The organism is Pseudomonas sp. GL_093 (assembly GCF_057837605.1).
This window is the reverse complement of sequence record NZ_CM174448.1, coordinates 1,778,115-1,791,997: the sequence shown is the minus strand read 5'-3', so window position 1 is coordinate 1,791,997 and position 13,883 is coordinate 1,778,115. Positions and strand designations below refer to the sequence as shown.

Genomic DNA, 13,883 nt, shown 5'->3' with positions numbered 1-13,883 from the left:
ATGCTTTACGCAATCATTGCCACAGACGTCGCCAACTCCCTGGAAGCCCGCCTGGCCGCACGGCCTGCACACCTTGAGCGCCTGCAAGTGCTCAAAGGTGAAGGGCGCATCGTTTTGGCCGGTCCACACCCGGCGGTCGACAGCAATGATCCGGGCGCTGCGGGTTTCACCGGCAGCCTGATCATCGCCGAATTCGATTCCCTGAGCGCCGCACAGGCCTGGGCCGACGCCGACCCGTATGTCGCCGCAGGCGTCTACGCCAACGTTTCGGTCAAGCCGTTCAAGCAAGTCCTGCCGTAATATCCCTCCAGCGCGATGAACCTTATCGGTTCATCGCGCGCTCAACGCTCATTATTCTCGTTTACCGGCCGACAACCTGCCCAATACTCGTATTGGAATCAGGAGTGGCGATGCGCAAAGGTCCGTTGTGTCTGATGTTGGTGACGTTGTCGATTGTGGCCCCTGCTCATGGTGAAGAAAGCGCCGAGGGCGGTAATTCCACACCATTGTCCCTGAGCGCCGGCAGCCAGATCACCCAGTTGCAACAGCGCTTGAAGGTAAGCGAACAGCAACGAGAAGAACTGAGTAAACAACTGCAAAATACCGATGCCGAACGCGAAAGCGCTCAGTTGAGCCGGTTGCGCCAAGAGAATCAGCGCCTCAAGCTGCAACTCAAGGAAGCCCAGGCCAGCAGCCCGCTGCCGCGTCTATTGACCGATCAGCAACAGTGGTTCGTCATTGGCGCCGCAGTAGCGCTATTGGCGCTGCTCTGCGGTATCTTCGCCAGTGGTGCCACCAGAAAACGTAGGCAATGGCTAAATTGAGTGAGTCATGAGCGAGCTGTTATTAATTGATGATGATCAGGAGCTGTGTGAGCTCCTGAGCAGTTGGTTGAGCCAGGAAGGCTTCCAGGTCCGCGCCTGCCACGATGGTCAGAGCGCCCGTCGCGCACTGGCCGAAACATCGCCGGCAGCCGTGGTACTGGACGTGATGCTGCCGGACGGCAGCGGCCTGGAACTGCTCAAGCAATTGCGCAGCGATCACCCGGACTTGCCGGTGCTGATGCTCTCGGCCCGCGGCGAGCCGCTGGACCGCATCCTCGGCCTGGAACTCGGCGCCGACGATTACCTGGCCAAACCGTGCGACCCACGGGAACTGACAGCCCGCCTGCGCGCCGTGTTGCGCCGCAGTCATCCGGCAGCAGTCTCCAGTCAGCTCGAACTCGGCGATTTGTGTTTCAGTCCGGTGCGCGGCGTGGTCAGCATCGATGAACAGGAATTCACCCTCACCGTCTCCGAAAGCCGTTTGCTCGAAGCCCTGCTCAAGCAGCCCGGCGAGCCGCTGGACAAACAGGAACTGGCGCAAATCGCCCTCGGCCGCAAACTGACGCTGTACGACCGCAGCCTGGACATGCACGTCAGCAACCTGCGCAAAAAAATCGGCCCGCACCCCGACGGCCGCCCACGCATCGTGGCCCTGCGCAGCCGCGGCTACTACTACAGCCTCTGAAATCCAACGCAAACCTTCGTGTAGCAGCTGTCGAGCCCCAGCGAGGCTGCGTTCGGCTGCGCAGCAGTCGTAAACCCTGAACACGCGGTTTACTTGAAAAAAACGCATCGCCTAATTTCACGACTGCTGCGCAGCCGAACGCAGCCTCGCAGGCTCGGCAGCTGCTACACGGGTCATGTGTGTCCAAAAGGTGTTGGATTTGTCAGGTCAATCTGAAATCGTCTTTACCCAAGCTTTACGCTCCGCTGACCGCCGCTGACCTTGATCTCCGTAATCTGTACTCATCCGGAACGTACCGGGAACGAGACAAGGAGATTCACCATGCGCAAGACTCTTATCGCTCTGATGTTCGCTGCCGCCCTGCCGACCGTTGCCATGGCCATGCCTGAAGGTGCCGGCCCGATGGGTGGCCCGATGGACGGCTCACGCCATGGCGGTCAGATGCACGGCATGCACGGCAAAGGCCCGTACAGCCAGCTGGACCTGAGCCGCGAACAGCGCGAACAGATCCGCAAAATCATGGGCGAGCAGATGCATGAGCGTCAGCAAGTGGTCGACAAGTACCTGGAAAAACTCTCGCCAGCCGACCAGAAAGCCATGAAAGATGAAATGGCGGCCAACCACAAGAAAGCTGAAGCCGACGTGCGTGCCTTGCTGAAACCGGATCAACAGAAGCAATTCGACGAGATCCAGAAAAAACAGGCTGAGCGTCGCGCCGAATGGGCCGAGTTCAAGGCCTGGAAAGCGCAACAGCCGCAAAAGGCGCAATAATGCGTTAACCCCGGACCCGACGGCTAACACCGTTGGGTCTGACGTCACTCAGTCTAATGTGGGAGCGAGCTTGCTCGCGATGGCGGTCTATCAGTTACGTTGATGCTGAATGTGCTGACGCTATCGCGAGCAAGCTCGCTCCCACTCTGGTTTGTGTTTGCTTGAGGATTTTCTGTGCGCTCATTGTTCTGGCGTATTCTGGCCAGCTTCTGGCTGGCCATCGCTCTGGTTGCAGGGCTCTCCATTCTGCTGGGGCACATGCTCAATCAGGACGCGTGGATTCTCAGTCGCCATCCCGGCCTCAATACCTTGGCCGAGCAGTGGACGCAAACCTACGAGTCACAGGGTGAAGACGCGGCCCAGGACATTCTGGAACAGCGCAAGCGCCAGTATCACATCGACGTTCAAGTGCTCAACGAGAGCGGTGATCCGGTGGTGCGCGGTACGTTCCCACGCCGGGCGGCCGCCTTCGAAGCGCGGCAGAACAACGATGATCGCCGCCTGCCATGGCGTCGTCTGACCGCGGAATACACCAGCGAAAAAACCGGCGACACCTACCTGCTGATCTATCGAATTCCGCACCCGGAGCTGGACGCCTGGCACCGCGAAAGCCTGCTCTGGCCGTTGAGTGCGCTGGGTATCGCGTTGGTGGTGCTGACCTTGTTCAGCCTGTTCGTGACGATGTCCATTACTCGCCCACTCAGCCGCTTGCGCGGCGCGGTGCATGATCTGGGGCAAACCACCTACCAACAAAACAGCCTGGTAAAACTGGCCAACCGGCGCGATGAGTTCGGCGTGCTGGCCAACGACTTCAACCGCATGGGCGCGCGTCTGCAAAGTTTGATCGGCAGCCAGCGGCAGTTGCTGCGGGATGTGTCCCATGAACTGCGTTCACCGCTTGCCCGGCTGCGCATTGCACTGGCACTGGCCGAGCGGGCCAACCCTGAAGAACGGGAAAAACTCTGGCCGCGCCTCACTCGGGAGTGCGATCGACTGGAAGCACTGATCAGCGAAATTCTGGTTCTGGCGCGGGTCGATGCCGACAACGCCAGCGCTGAAGAGGTTGATCTCAATGCGTTGCTCAACACTTTGCAAAAGGATGCTCAATTGGGTTCGCCAGAGCAGAACGTGCACCTTGAGGCCGAGCCGCAACTGAACCTAAAAGGCTGGCCGACGATGATCGAGCGCGCCGTCGACAACCTGCTGCGCAATGCTCAGCGGTTCAACCCGGTGGGACAGTCGATTGAAATGCAGGCGGTGCGTCAGGGTGAGCGGATTGTGGTCAGTGTGCGTGACCATGGGCCGGGCGTAGAGGCTACGCATTTGAGCCAGTTGGGTGAGCCGTTCTACCGGGCGCCGGGGCAGACGACGGCTGGACATGGCTTGGGATTGGCGATTGCACGCCGTGCGGCGGAACGGCATGGCGGGAGTCTGGTGTTGGCTAATCACCCGGAGGGCGGGTTCATTGCCAGCCTCGAATTACCGTTGGTGCCTGGAGCGGTGGTACAGCCCTGAACCCTGTGGGAGCGAGCTTGCTCGCGATGGCGGTATTACATTCAACATCAATATTGACTGACCCACCGCTATCGCGAGCAAGCTCGCTCCCACATTTGATCGGTGTGTTCAGGACTTGCCCGGCCAGGCGCTGACAAACTCGGCCAGATCAACCTTTTCGGCAACGCGCGGCTCTTTCTGCGGCGTGCCGAGGTAAAGAAACGCGATCACCTCTTCCCCTTCAGCCAGCCCCAAGCCCTTGGCCACATGCGCCGAATACGCTAGTTCACCCGTGCGCCACACCGCACCAATCCCTTGTGCATAAGCCGCCAGCAAAATCCCGTGAGCCGCACAACCCGCCGCCAGCAGTTGTTCGGATTTCGGATACTTGACGTGATCCTGCAACCGCGCGATCACCACAACCACCAGCGGCGCGCGCAGTGGACCGTTACGCGCCTTGTCCAACGCCGCCTCGGACACCTCACTGTCCTGCTGCTTCGCCGCTTCGGCCAGCAACTCGCCCATTTGCTCGCGCGCCGCGCCTTCGACTGTCAGGAAGCGCCAAGGCTGCAAGTGGCCATGGTCTGGCGCTCGCATCGCAGCGCCAAACAGCACTTCGCGTTGTTCTGCGGTCGGTGCCGGTTCGAGCAGTCGTGGAACGGAAACACGGTTGAGCAAAGCGTCGAGAGCCTGCATCGGCCACCTCCTGAAAAAAATGTTTGGCTATTCTAGCTGCAACTGCGCAGGCGGCGCCGGTTTACATGCCTTGCCCCGCAGGTAGAATGGCGCCCTTCCCAATTTCAGCCCGAGCGGACTTCATGGCGTTGCCGACCTTACGGATTATTGGTTTCATCATCGGCATCTTCCTGATCACGCTGGCCATCGCCATGGTCGTGCCCATGGCCACCCTGGTGATTTTCGACCGCACCAGCGACCTGCCGTCGTTCCTCTGGGCGAGCATGATTACCTTCGTCGCGGGTTTGGCCCTGGTCATCCCCGGTCGTCCCGAACACATTCACCTGCGCCCGCGAGACATGTACCTGCTGACGGTCAGCAGCTGGCTGGTGGTGTGCATCTTCGCTGCGCTGCCGTTCCTGCTGACCCAGCACATCAGCTACACCGACTCGTTCTTCGAAAGCATGTCCGGCATCACCGCCACCGGATCGACGGTGCTCACTGGCCTGGACGCCATGTCCCCTGGCATTCTGATGTGGCGCTCGTTGCTGCACTGGATCGGCGGCATCGGCTTTATCGGCATGGCGGTAGCGATTCTGCCACTGCTGCGCATCGGTGGCATGCGGCTGTTTCAGACCGAGTCGTCGGACCGTTCCGAAAAAGTCATGCCACGTTCGCACATGGTGGCGCGTTTGATCGTTGCGGCCTACGTCGGCATCACCATTATCGGCAGCCTGGCGTTCTGGTGGGCCGGGATGAGCCCGTTCGATGCGATCAACCACGCGATGTCGGCGATTTCCACCGGTGGTTTCTCAACGTCCGACCAGTCTCTGGCCAAGTGGACGCAACCGGCGGTGCACTGGGTGGCGATCGTCATCATGATCCTCGGCAGCCTGCCGTTCACCTTGTATGTAGCAACCTTGCGCGGTAACCGCAAAGCACTGATCAAGGATCAGCAGGTTCAAGGCTTGCTCGGCATGTTACTGGTGACCTGGCTGGTGCTCGGCACCTGGTATTGGTGGACCACCCAGTTGCATTGGCTGGAGGCGCTGCGGCATGTGGCGCTGAACGTGACCTCGGTGGTAACGACCACAGGATTTGCGCTGGGGGACTACAGCCTCTGGGGCAATTTCTCGCTGATGCTGTTCTTCTATCTGGGTTTTGTCGGCGGCTGCTCGGGCTCGACCGCTGGCGGGATCAAGATTTTCCGCTTCCAGGTCGCGTACATCCTGCTCAAGGCCAACCTTAACCAGTTGATTCACCCGCGCGCGGTGATCAAGCAGAAGTACAACGGTCACCGCCTCGACGAAGAAATCGTGCGTTCGATTCTGACCTTTTCGTTCTTCTTCGCCATCACCATCTGCGTGATCGCGCTGCTGTTGTCGCTGCTCGGCGTGGACTGGATGACCGCCCTTACCGGCGCAGCCAGCACGGTGTCCGGCGTTGGCCCGGGACTGGGCGAGACCATTGGCCCGGCGGGCAACTTCGCCACCCTGCCGGACGCTGCCAAGTGGATTCTCTCGTTCGGCATGCTGTTGGGCCGACTGGAGATCATTACGGTGTTTGTTCTGTGTATTCCGGCGTTCTGGCGTCACTGACAGGAGCCGGCGCTTCCATCAGCCGCGTCCGGTACTCGCCGGGGGTGGCGTCGAACCAGCGGCGGAAAGCGCGGAAGAAGTTGCTCGGATCGGCAAACCCCAGCAGGTAGGCAATTTCCAGCAGGGTCATGGTCGGTTGCGCCAGGTATTGCTCAGCCAGTTCACGCCGGGTGTCGTCGAGCAACGTCTGAAAACTCGTGCCCTCTTCCTGCAAGCGTCGCTGCAAGGTGCGTTGCGACAGGTGCAGCGTCTGCGCCACGGTATCGCGCTTGGGTTCGCCCTGGGGCAGCAAACGGCACAGCACTTGCCGCGCCTTGTGGGTCACGCGACTCTCGGAAAACCGCGCCAGGTACTCACCGGCAAACCGGTCATGCAACAGCGCCATCGCCTCATTGGCGGTAGGCAGCGGTGCTTCCATGTCGGCGCGCTCGAAGATCAAGGCGTCATAAGGCGCGTTGAACACCAAAGGCGCATGGAAGGCTTTTTTATAGGGTTCGAGATCGGCGGGCTGATCGCCCTGCACCAGCACTTTGCGCGGTTGCAGGGTGCGCCCGGTCAACCAGCCGCACAGCGCCAGGGCACAGGCCAGTGACGCTTCGGCACTCTGCCGGGTCGGTGGCAGATGGTCGCCATGGACCGTCAGAATCAGCGCGTAACCTTCTTCCAACAACCGGAAACTCAGGTCGGCACTTTCCGCAATGATCCGCTGATAGCGCACCAGCCGTTGAAAGCCTTCGGCCAGGGTCTGGCTGGACATCAAGGCGTAGCCCGCCACATGGAAGGAGGCCGGTCGCACCACCTTGCCCATGTTCAGGCCAATCGCCGGGTTGCCGGACAGCTCAACCGCGCGTTGCCACAGTCGAGTCATGGAATCTTGCGGGAAGCGCGCGTCCGGATCATCCAGTGCCGCGTAGTCGAGCCCCAGCTGTTTGAACAGAACCCGGCAATCCAGGCCGTCCATCTCCAGTGCTTTGACAATCCCCATCGCCCAGCTTGCAGAAGTCGTTCGTTCGCTCATGTCGTCCACTTACATGATGAGCCGCATGCTACGGCCAATTTCCGAAGGATACTAAAGTGGCGCCCATTGTCACTGGCTGATGCCAATGATCACTCTAGACTCAAATAAGCTACCCGCAGAACATCTTGCAGTCAGAACAATAACCACAGAGATCGCAGTCGTGGAAAACATCAAACGTTTCAACAGCTTCGCTGAGTTCTACCCGTATTACCTCAGCGAACACAGCAACAGTACCTGCCGACGATTGCACTTTATCGGCACGACGCTGGTTCTCTTCATCCTGGCCCTGACCATCGGCAAAGGCGCCTGGCTGCTGTTATGGGCCCTTCCGCTGGCGGGTTACAGCTTCGCCTGGGCCGGGCATTTCTTTTTCGAGAAGAACCGTCCTGCGACCTTTCAACATCCGTTTTACAGCCTGCTCGGCGATTTCGTCATGTACCGAGACATGATTCTGGGTCGCGTGCCGTTCTAGGCGCAATGAACCACAGGAGGACAGTCGATGAATGCCAACGCCCGGTTCACCCACATGCAGGACGGCACGCAGGAAGACTGGGCGATCATCGCCGCAGACTTCAGTGCCTATGCGAGGCAATTGCCGACTCGGATTATGGCGCACCTGAAATTACTGGAGGGTGATTTTGGCGGCTTCCCGGTGGATCGTCTGACCCATTCCCTGCAAACCGCCAGCCGTGCCTGGCGTGATGGCCGCGATGAAGAATACGTGGTCTGCGCGCTGCTTCACGACATTGGCGACACCTTGGGTTCCTACAACCACCCGGACATCGCTGCGGCAATTCTCAAGCCGTTCGTCAGCGCCGAGAACCTGTGGATGGTCGAGAAACACGGAATTTTCCAGGGGTATTACTTCTTCCATCATCTAGGGATGGACCGGCATTTGCGCGAGCAATACAGCGGGCATCCGCAGTATCAGGCGACCATTGAGTTTTGCGCCAAATATGACGCAGCGGCGTTTGATCCGGCGTATGACACGCTGCCGCTGAGCTTCTTTGAACCGATGATGGAACGGTTGTTTGCGCAGCCCAAGTACTCGATTTACAAGGCGGCGATGGAAGAACATTCGCCAGCCTGAAGATCCGAGGGGACCGCTGCGCGGTCCATCGCGAGCAAGCTCGCTCCCACAAGGGGATGTGTATACGACACAAGTCCAATGTGGGAGCGAGCTTGCTCGCGATGGGGCCAGACCAGACACCCTGATTTTTAAGCGGGCTCTGCAACTTTGACGGCCTTCAACTCCGCCTCCCGCGCCTGGGCATCCGCCAATCGATACAACTCGATCGAGCCGTCCCAATGCTCGATCAGCGCGGTGCACGACTCCACCCAATCCCCGCAATTGAGGTAATCCACCCCGCCGACCTTGCGAATCTCGGCATGGTGAATGTGCCCGCACACCACGCCGTGCAACTCGCGTTTGACGCATTCGTGAGCGATGGCTTCTTCGAAATCGCTGATGAAGCTGACCGCGGTTTTGACCTTGTGCTTGAGGTAGGCCGACAGCGACCAGTAACCGTAGCCATAGCGTGCGCGCCAATGGTTGAGCCAGCGGTTGAGGGTCAGGGTGAATTCGTAGGCCGAGTCGCCGAGAAAGGCCAGCCAACGGTGATACCTCGTAATCACGTCAAACTGATCGCCATGAATGACCAGCAGATGGCGACCATCGGCGGTCACGTGCACCGCTTCATCCACCAGTTGGATATTGCCCAGAATCAGCTTCGAATAGCGACGCAGGAATTCGTCGTGGTTGCCGGTGACGTAGATCACCTCGGTGCCGCGCTTGCTCATGGTCAGCAAGCGGCGGATCACATTCGTGTGCGCCTGCGGCCAGTACATGCCACCGCGCAGCTTCCAACCATCGATGATGTCGCCGACCAGGTAGATCTTGTCCGCGTGGTAGCCCTTGAGAAACTGCGACAGGTGTTCGGCCTGGCAATCCCGGGTGCCCAGATGCACGTCGGAAATCCACAAGGTCCGCACACGTTGCTTACGACTGGGTTTGGCGAGCTCGGCGCTGGTCATGGGCAACCCTCTGCAAAAGTTTTTGCAACTTTGCGCCGGTCGGGTTAATTGCCCATGACAGTGGCGAGTCAGTCCTGTGACAGCGCCCCTCGATTGCCCTCGGTGTAGACTGGCAGCCTTGCCCGGGAGACCTGCGATGAGACCGATCCTCACGCTACGCCAATACACGCATGACCTGATCGTCCATAGCCACGACCACGCGCAGCTGGTGTTCGGGCTGTCGGGTGCGCTGGATTTCGAGGTCGACGGGCATGGCAGTCAGGTGGTCCAGCAGAGTTTCGTGGTGGTGCCGTCCGGTTTCCATCATGCCTGCGGTAGCGCCAATGGCAGCCGTTGCCTGGTACTGGATGTGCCCAGCGACCAATGGGTTTCTCAGTCTCTTGGTGATCACGCCGAAGCCAGTCGTCGTTTACTCGACAACGCCGGTCGCCTGTCGCTGGATGCAGGGCAAAGCCAATTGGTCAGTTGGTTGGCGGGCAGTCAGGTCAACGATCCATTGATCGCGCAACAAGGCGCGGTGTTGTTGCTGGCCAGCCTCAACAACGCTAAACCCGAGATCGTCGGCGGTCGGCGCCTGCCTTATGCGGCGCTGAATGCGCACATCGATCAGTACGCCGCCTACCCACTTCAAGTTGCCGATCTGGCGCGTATCGCCGGTCTGTCCAGCGCTCGGCTGCATGCGCGGTTCGTTGCTGAATGCGGGCAGACGCCGATGGATTACATCCGCAGTCGACGTTTGCACATGGCCGTGGGCTTGTTGCGGGATTCGGCGCTGCCGATCGGCGAGATTGCCAGTCGGGTCGGTTACAGTTCGCAGAGCGCCTTCGCGGCGGCGGTGTTGCGGGAGTTCGGTGCCTCACCCGGTAAATTGCGGCGCGAGGTTGGCGACAAAAGGCAATAGTTTGCCGACAGACATCGCGGGGCATTGCACGTTTTAATGTAGCAGCTGGCGAAGCCTGCGTTCGGTTCGGGCCGCGTTCGGACGAAGCAGCCGTGGTATCAGGCACCGCGGTCGTTCAGATGCACCGTGCATGCAGTTTTACGGCTGCTTCGCAGTCGAACGCAGGCTTCGCCAGCTGCTACAGGGGACGGCGTTGTCTCCGGTCTGGTTTTATACGTTTTTCAAGGATTGCAATGACTCCCCGTACCGCCCTTGGCGCCCTGCATATCGGCGCACTGATGTTCGGCTTGACCGGTGTGTTCGGCAAACTGGCTGCCGCCTCCCCCGCCGTCATCGTCTTCGGGCGTGCCGCGTTCGCCGTACTGGCGTTAGCCGTTTTTGCGCGGTTCGCCAGCACGACTCGCTGGCAGAAACTCGAGGCTGTGGATTGGCGCCGACTGTTGCTCAGCGGCTTACTGCTGGCCGGGCACTGGGTGAGTTTTTTCATTGCAGTGAAGGTCGCAGGCGTGGCAATCGCGACCCTGGGTTTCGCCAGCTTCCCGGCGTTTACCGTGATCCTCGAAGGGTTGATCTTCCGCGAGCGAATTCGCGCCAACGAAATCCTGCTGGTGGTGCTGGTCAGTGTCGGGCTGGTGCTGGTCACCCCTGATTTCGATCTGGCCAGCGGCGCCACCATTGGTCTGCTATGGGCGGTGGGCTCAGGTTTGCTGTTCTCTCTGCTATCGCTGACCAACCGCGCCAGCTCCGGGCGAATCCCGGCGGTGCAGGCTGCGCTGTGTCAGAACGTGGTGGTCGCGTTGTGCCTGTTGCCGGTGGCGGCACCGCAGTTGAGCGAAGTGCGCGCCATCGACTGGCTGTGGATCGGTCTGCTCGGGGTGTTCTGCACCGGCGTCGCTCACAGTCTGTTTGTCGCTAGCCTGGCAGTGATCAAGGCGCGGACCGCGGCCGTGGTGTTCGCCCTGGAGCCGGTTTACGGCATCACCGTGGCCTGGCTGCTGTTTGATGAAAACCCGACACTGCGCATGCTGATCGGTGGCGCGTTGATCATCGTGGCGATCGTGGTCTCCAGCCGACTCTCGGGCGGCTCAAGCAAGAAGACCGTTGCGGCAGAAGCCGCCTCTCACTGAGTGCGGTCGTTATGCCCAAGATCGCGGTCCGGATCAATTTGATCACGGACCCGCTGCTTCAGCACTTTGGCCTCCGGGAAACCGCCATCAGCCTTGCGCTCCCAGATCTGCACATCGTCACAGAAAATGTGAAACACCCCACCGGTGCCGGGCACCAGCGACACTTTGCCCAGGTCGTCACCGAAGGTGCTGAGCAGTTCCTGGGCCAGCCAGGCCGCACGCAACAGCCACTGGCATTGCGTGCAATAGGTGATGATGATTTCCGGTTTGCGTGCAGTCATGATCGGCGAACTCCTGAGCCAGAGGGCGCCGCTATGATAGCCCGGCGAGCAGGTTCCGGGCGGTCTGCTTAAGCGGCTCGTTACCTTCCTTGAGCAACTCGTTGAGCAGTTCGATGGCGCTGTCCACATCGCCGTCATCAATGCAGGTCTGGGCTTGCTCCAGTTTGTCGGCGCTGCTCGGCTCGGCCGGTTCCAGGTTCAGCGGTTCCAGCTCCAGTGACTGGCCGGGATCGCTGAACTCGTTGAGAAAAGTGTCATCCAGAGACTGGGAATCAGGCTCGGCAACCCATTCAAGTTCGGGTTCGTCCAGCGTCGAGTCGTCCGGCATTTCAAATACCTCGGGCAAGACGTGCAGGTTCGAGACAAACGGCGCCTCGACCGACGCGGATTCGCTCGATGGCTTCGCGGCGGACGGCGAGTGCTCAAAAGGGCTGATCAGGTCCCAACTCGAATCCATCGACAGGTCATCCAGGTTCAACTGGAACTCATCGTTGGGTGCTGCTTCGGGTATCGCAGCCTTGGGGGGAGTGATTGACGCTGCAACGGCCAACGGTGCCGCACTGCTCAATTTCGGGTGTCGGGCGCGAATATTCTGAAGTTCTTGCAGGTCGTATCCGGCGTCACGCAGGTTGTTTTCCTGTGTCTCATAGGCGGGTATGTCACCCTGTTTACCCAAGACTTCCAACAGCTGAACGGCAAGATCCGTGCGTTGCGGCTCCTTGATCAGCGCCTCTCGCAACAAACCGGCCGCTTCAGAAAAACGGCCATAGGCCAGATAGATATCAACCCCTTCAAACACATCGCCTGCGGGCGACTCTTCACCCGATTCAGTTGCCGGTTGCAACTCTGACGATTGGGCAAGCGGCTCTGCAGTGCGATTGAGCGCCGGTTCATGCCGTGACGGCAAAACAGGTAACGCGTCGGGCAATGCCTGAACCTGTTGTCGTTGACGCCGAACGAACAACCCCAGCAACACCAGAGCCACCACCGCCAGCAACCCGAGAATCTGCAGCCAATTAGTAGATTCAGGCTCTTCAACAACGGCCGGTGCTGGAGCCGCAACGACAGGTGCAACCGGCTCCACCGCTGCGGTCTTGATTTCCGCCAATTGGGTTTGCAGTTCAGTCACCTGCTTTTTCTGACCGGCGACCTGCTCCTCCTGGGCCTGAAGCTTCGCAGTCAATTCATCGATGGTTGCTTGCAGCTGCTGGTTTTGCAGCACGCTGGCGGCCAGTTGTTCGGCAACGGGATCACTCACAGGCGCGGCAGCAGGTTGATCGACGCGAGGAACAGGGGGCTTTTTGCCCTTCGCCGCAGGTGGCTTCGCAACGGCCGGCTCAACCGTCGGGAATCCGGAGGACTGAACGTCGGTCATCGGCTCGTCAGTGACGGGAACAATCCCCGGTGAACCCGGCGGATCGATCAGCACCGTGTACTCGCGCAGCACGCGCCCGTTGGGCTGATTGAGCTGCACCAGGAAATTCAGGAAAGGCTCATTGACCGGTTTGCTGGAGCTCACCCGGATCAGGCTGCGGTTGCCCCGCAGGATCGGGGTGAATTTCAGATTATTGAGGAAGAACACCCGATCGATGCCGGCGCGGCTGAACTCCTCCGCTGTCGCGAGGCTGACCGAGAGCTCGCCCTCCTCCAGACCGGCGGCATCTTCCAGGGCGATGTCAGCGCGCAACGGCTGATTCAGCGCTGAATGCAGGGTGATATCACCCAGGCCCAACGCGGGCGCCAATGCCGAGTAAGTGACAGCACCACCGACCAGAAGCAGCCTGGCGCAACACCGCAAAACCATGTGCCAACTCTCGAGCATGAGCATCCCTTAGATAACCAGAACCATCTTGTACGCGTTCGCACATCCGGTACGAACACGATATTGCCAAGTAGTTCTTTATAGTCTGCCCAACGGGGTATCTCAAAAGTCCTGGGTGCGTTTATGCCTCAAGATTTTTCCAGGTTGGCCAAAATGTGCCCATGGACACGCATGCAGACCTTCAAGTCCGCCTCATCGACGCCATCGAACAACTCGTGGCGCAGTTGGGTGGCAATGGTTTCAATTTGTTCGATCAAGGGAAGGGCCGGGGCACAGAGGACGATTTTCTTCGCCCGGCGATCTTCCAGCACCGATTGACGTTGTACCAGTCCCTGGCTTTCGAGGCTGTCGAGCAATCGGGCCAGGGTCGGCCCTTCGACGCCGACGCTTTGCGCCAGTTCACGTTGGGTCGGGGCATCATCAAAACGCGCCAGGTGCAGCAGCACCAGCCAGCGCGCCTGGGAGAGACCCAGGCCAGCCAGACGGCGGTCCAGTTCGGCACGCCAGCCGCGCGACATCTGGGCCAGTTGCATGCCAAAGCGGTGTTGGTCGGTTAACGGCATAAAACACTCATGATTAGACTGAAATAAAGAAAAACTAATTATTAGTCAGCTAAGCATGACCCTTGGCCAGAGGCAAGGCTTGCTCTGTAC

Annotated in this window: 16 protein-coding genes; 10 read left to right on the top strand and 6 right to left on the bottom strand. The window is 59.8% G+C overall.

Annotation, left to right across the window (positions count from 1 at the left end; translation table 11 throughout):
- From AC3IUE_RS08045 to AC3IUE_RS08025, 5 genes are all read left to right on the top strand, one after another.
- Complete coding sequence (locus AC3IUE_RS08045) at positions 1-300, top strand: YciI family protein (RefSeq protein ID WP_489266642.1); 300 nt, start codon at positions 1-3, stop codon at positions 298-300.
- A 110-nt stretch (positions 301-410) separates the two neighbouring features.
- Entirely contained in the window at positions 411-824 is a 414-nt protein-coding gene (locus AC3IUE_RS08040; protein WP_489266640.1) for a translation initiation factor 2, read from the top strand.
- Positions 825-831: 7 nt separating this feature from the next.
- Positions 832-1,509: a response regulator transcription factor gene (locus AC3IUE_RS08035; protein WP_027922300.1), complete on the top strand. Its 678-nt coding sequence runs from the start codon at positions 832-834 to the stop codon at positions 1,507-1,509.
- Between the two features lie 321 nt (positions 1,510-1,830).
- Positions 1,831-2,280: an LTXXQ domain protein gene (locus AC3IUE_RS08030; RefSeq protein ID WP_056742175.1), complete on the top strand. Its 450-nt coding sequence runs from the start codon at positions 1,831-1,833 to the stop codon at positions 2,278-2,280.
- Between the two features lie 174 nt (positions 2,281-2,454).
- Positions 2,455-3,795, top strand: a complete 1,341-nt coding sequence (locus AC3IUE_RS08025; protein ID WP_489266637.1) for a sensor histidine kinase — start codon at positions 2,455-2,457, stop codon at positions 3,793-3,795.
- A 108-nt stretch (positions 3,796-3,903) separates the two neighbouring features.
- Here AC3IUE_RS08025 and AC3IUE_RS08020 read toward each other — a convergent pair whose 3' ends face one another.
- Positions 3,904-4,470, bottom strand: coding sequence for an NAD(P)H nitroreductase (locus AC3IUE_RS08020; RefSeq protein ID WP_489266635.1), 567 nt, complete (start codon positions 4,468-4,470; stop codon positions 3,904-3,906).
- 122 nt (positions 4,471-4,592) lie between these two features.
- Here AC3IUE_RS08020 and AC3IUE_RS08015 point away from each other — a divergent pair, with 122 nt between their 5' ends.
- Positions 4,593-6,047, top strand: coding sequence for a TrkH family potassium uptake protein (locus AC3IUE_RS08015; RefSeq protein WP_056742180.1), 1,455 nt, complete (start codon positions 4,593-4,595; stop codon positions 6,045-6,047).
- Here AC3IUE_RS08015 and AC3IUE_RS08010 read toward each other — a convergent pair.
- Positions 6,004-7,065, bottom strand: coding sequence for an AraC family transcriptional regulator (locus AC3IUE_RS08010; protein ID WP_489266632.1), 1,062 nt, complete (start codon positions 7,063-7,065; stop codon positions 6,004-6,006). The genes AC3IUE_RS08015 and AC3IUE_RS08010 overlap by 44 nt on opposite strands.
- A gap of 160 nt (positions 7,066-7,225) precedes the next feature.
- Between AC3IUE_RS08010 and AC3IUE_RS08005 the strand changes: the two genes are divergently transcribed.
- The gene (locus AC3IUE_RS08005) at positions 7,226-7,537 is read left to right on the top strand and encodes an Mpo1-like protein (protein ID WP_489266630.1); all 312 of its coding nucleotides are present in this window, start codon (positions 7,226-7,228) and stop codon (positions 7,535-7,537) included.
- Between the two features lie 27 nt (positions 7,538-7,564).
- Positions 7,565-8,155, top strand: coding sequence for an HD domain-containing protein (locus AC3IUE_RS08000; protein ID WP_489266628.1), 591 nt, complete (start codon positions 7,565-7,567; stop codon positions 8,153-8,155).
- Positions 8,156-8,283: 128 nt separating this feature from the next.
- On the opposite strand, the gene AC3IUE_RS07995 is transcribed toward AC3IUE_RS08000, so the two are convergent.
- Positions 8,284-9,099 carry a UDP-2,3-diacylglucosamine diphosphatase gene (locus tag AC3IUE_RS07995; RefSeq protein WP_201201647.1) on the bottom strand — a complete coding sequence of 272 codons (816 nt, stop codon included), beginning with the start codon at positions 9,097-9,099 and terminating at the stop codon, positions 8,284-8,286.
- Between the two features lie 136 nt (positions 9,100-9,235).
- On the opposite strand from AC3IUE_RS07995, the gene AC3IUE_RS07990 reads away from it, so the two are divergent.
- Together AC3IUE_RS07990 and AC3IUE_RS07985 are read left to right on the top strand one after the other, a co-directional pair.
- On the top strand, positions 9,236-10,000 hold the full coding sequence (locus AC3IUE_RS07990) for a helix-turn-helix transcriptional regulator (protein WP_489266626.1): 765 nt from the start codon (positions 9,236-9,238) through the stop codon (positions 9,998-10,000).
- A 233-nt stretch (positions 10,001-10,233) separates the two neighbouring features.
- Positions 10,234-11,127, top strand: a complete 894-nt coding sequence (locus tag AC3IUE_RS07985) for a DMT family transporter (RefSeq protein ID WP_056742190.1) — start codon at positions 10,234-10,236, stop codon at positions 11,125-11,127.
- Here AC3IUE_RS07985 and AC3IUE_RS07980 read toward each other — a convergent pair.
- From AC3IUE_RS07980 to AC3IUE_RS07970, 3 genes are all read right to left on the bottom strand, one after another.
- The gene (locus AC3IUE_RS07980) at positions 11,121-11,408 is read right to left on the bottom strand and encodes an Rdx family protein (protein WP_033055915.1); all 288 of its coding nucleotides are present in this window, start codon (positions 11,406-11,408) and stop codon (positions 11,121-11,123) included. The genes AC3IUE_RS07985 and AC3IUE_RS07980 overlap by 7 nt on opposite strands.
- 31 nt (positions 11,409-11,439) lie before the next feature.
- Positions 11,440-13,230: a motility hub landmark protein FimV gene (locus AC3IUE_RS07975; RefSeq protein ID WP_489266623.1), complete on the bottom strand. Its 1,791-nt coding sequence runs from the start codon at positions 13,228-13,230 to the stop codon at positions 11,440-11,442.
- Between the two features lie 128 nt (positions 13,231-13,358).
- Entirely contained in the window at positions 13,359-13,793 is a 435-nt protein-coding gene (locus AC3IUE_RS07970; RefSeq protein ID WP_008156157.1) for a MarR family transcriptional regulator, read from the bottom strand.
- Between the last annotated feature and the right edge of the window lie 90 nt (positions 13,794-13,883).

Bases quoted from the DNA above. Each gene is read 5' to 3' on its own strand.
- AC3IUE_RS08045 (WP_489266642.1), top strand. From the start codon at position 1: ATGCTTTACGCAATCATTGCCACAGACGTCGCCAACTCCCTGGAAGCC.
- AC3IUE_RS08040 (WP_489266640.1), top strand. From the start codon at position 411: ATGCGCAAAGGTCCGTTGTGTCTGATGTTGGTGACGTTGTCGATTGTG.
- AC3IUE_RS08035 (WP_027922300.1), top strand. From the start codon at position 832: ATGAGCGAGCTGTTATTAATTGATGATGATCAGGAGCTGTGTGAGCTC.
- AC3IUE_RS08030 (WP_056742175.1), top strand. From the start codon at position 1,831: ATGCGCAAGACTCTTATCGCTCTGATGTTCGCTGCCGCCCTGCCGACC.
- AC3IUE_RS08020 (WP_489266635.1), bottom strand. From the start codon at position 4,470: ATGCAGGCTCTCGACGCTTTGCTCAACCGTGTTTCCGTTCCACGACTG.
- AC3IUE_RS08015 (WP_056742180.1), top strand. From the start codon at position 4,593: ATGGCGTTGCCGACCTTACGGATTATTGGTTTCATCATCGGCATCTTC.
- AC3IUE_RS08010 (WP_489266632.1), bottom strand. From the start codon at position 7,065: ATGAGCGAACGAACGACTTCTGCAAGCTGGGCGATGGGGATTGTCAAA.
- AC3IUE_RS08000 (WP_489266628.1), top strand. From the start codon at position 7,565: ATGAATGCCAACGCCCGGTTCACCCACATGCAGGACGGCACGCAGGAA.
- AC3IUE_RS07995 (WP_201201647.1), bottom strand. From the start codon at position 9,099: ATGACCAGCGCCGAGCTCGCCAAACCCAGTCGTAAGCAACGTGTGCGG.
- AC3IUE_RS07990 (WP_489266626.1), top strand. From the start codon at position 9,236: ATGAGACCGATCCTCACGCTACGCCAATACACGCATGACCTGATCGTC.
- AC3IUE_RS07985 (WP_056742190.1), top strand. From the start codon at position 10,234: ATGACTCCCCGTACCGCCCTTGGCGCCCTGCATATCGGCGCACTGATG.
- AC3IUE_RS07980 (WP_033055915.1), bottom strand. From the start codon at position 11,408: ATGACTGCACGCAAACCGGAAATCATCATCACCTATTGCACGCAATGC.
- AC3IUE_RS07975 (WP_489266623.1), bottom strand. From the start codon at position 13,230: ATGCTCGAGAGTTGGCACATGGTTTTGCGGTGTTGCGCCAGGCTGCTT.
- AC3IUE_RS07970 (WP_008156157.1), bottom strand. From the start codon at position 13,793: ATGCCGTTAACCGACCAACACCGCTTTGGCATGCAACTGGCCCAGATG.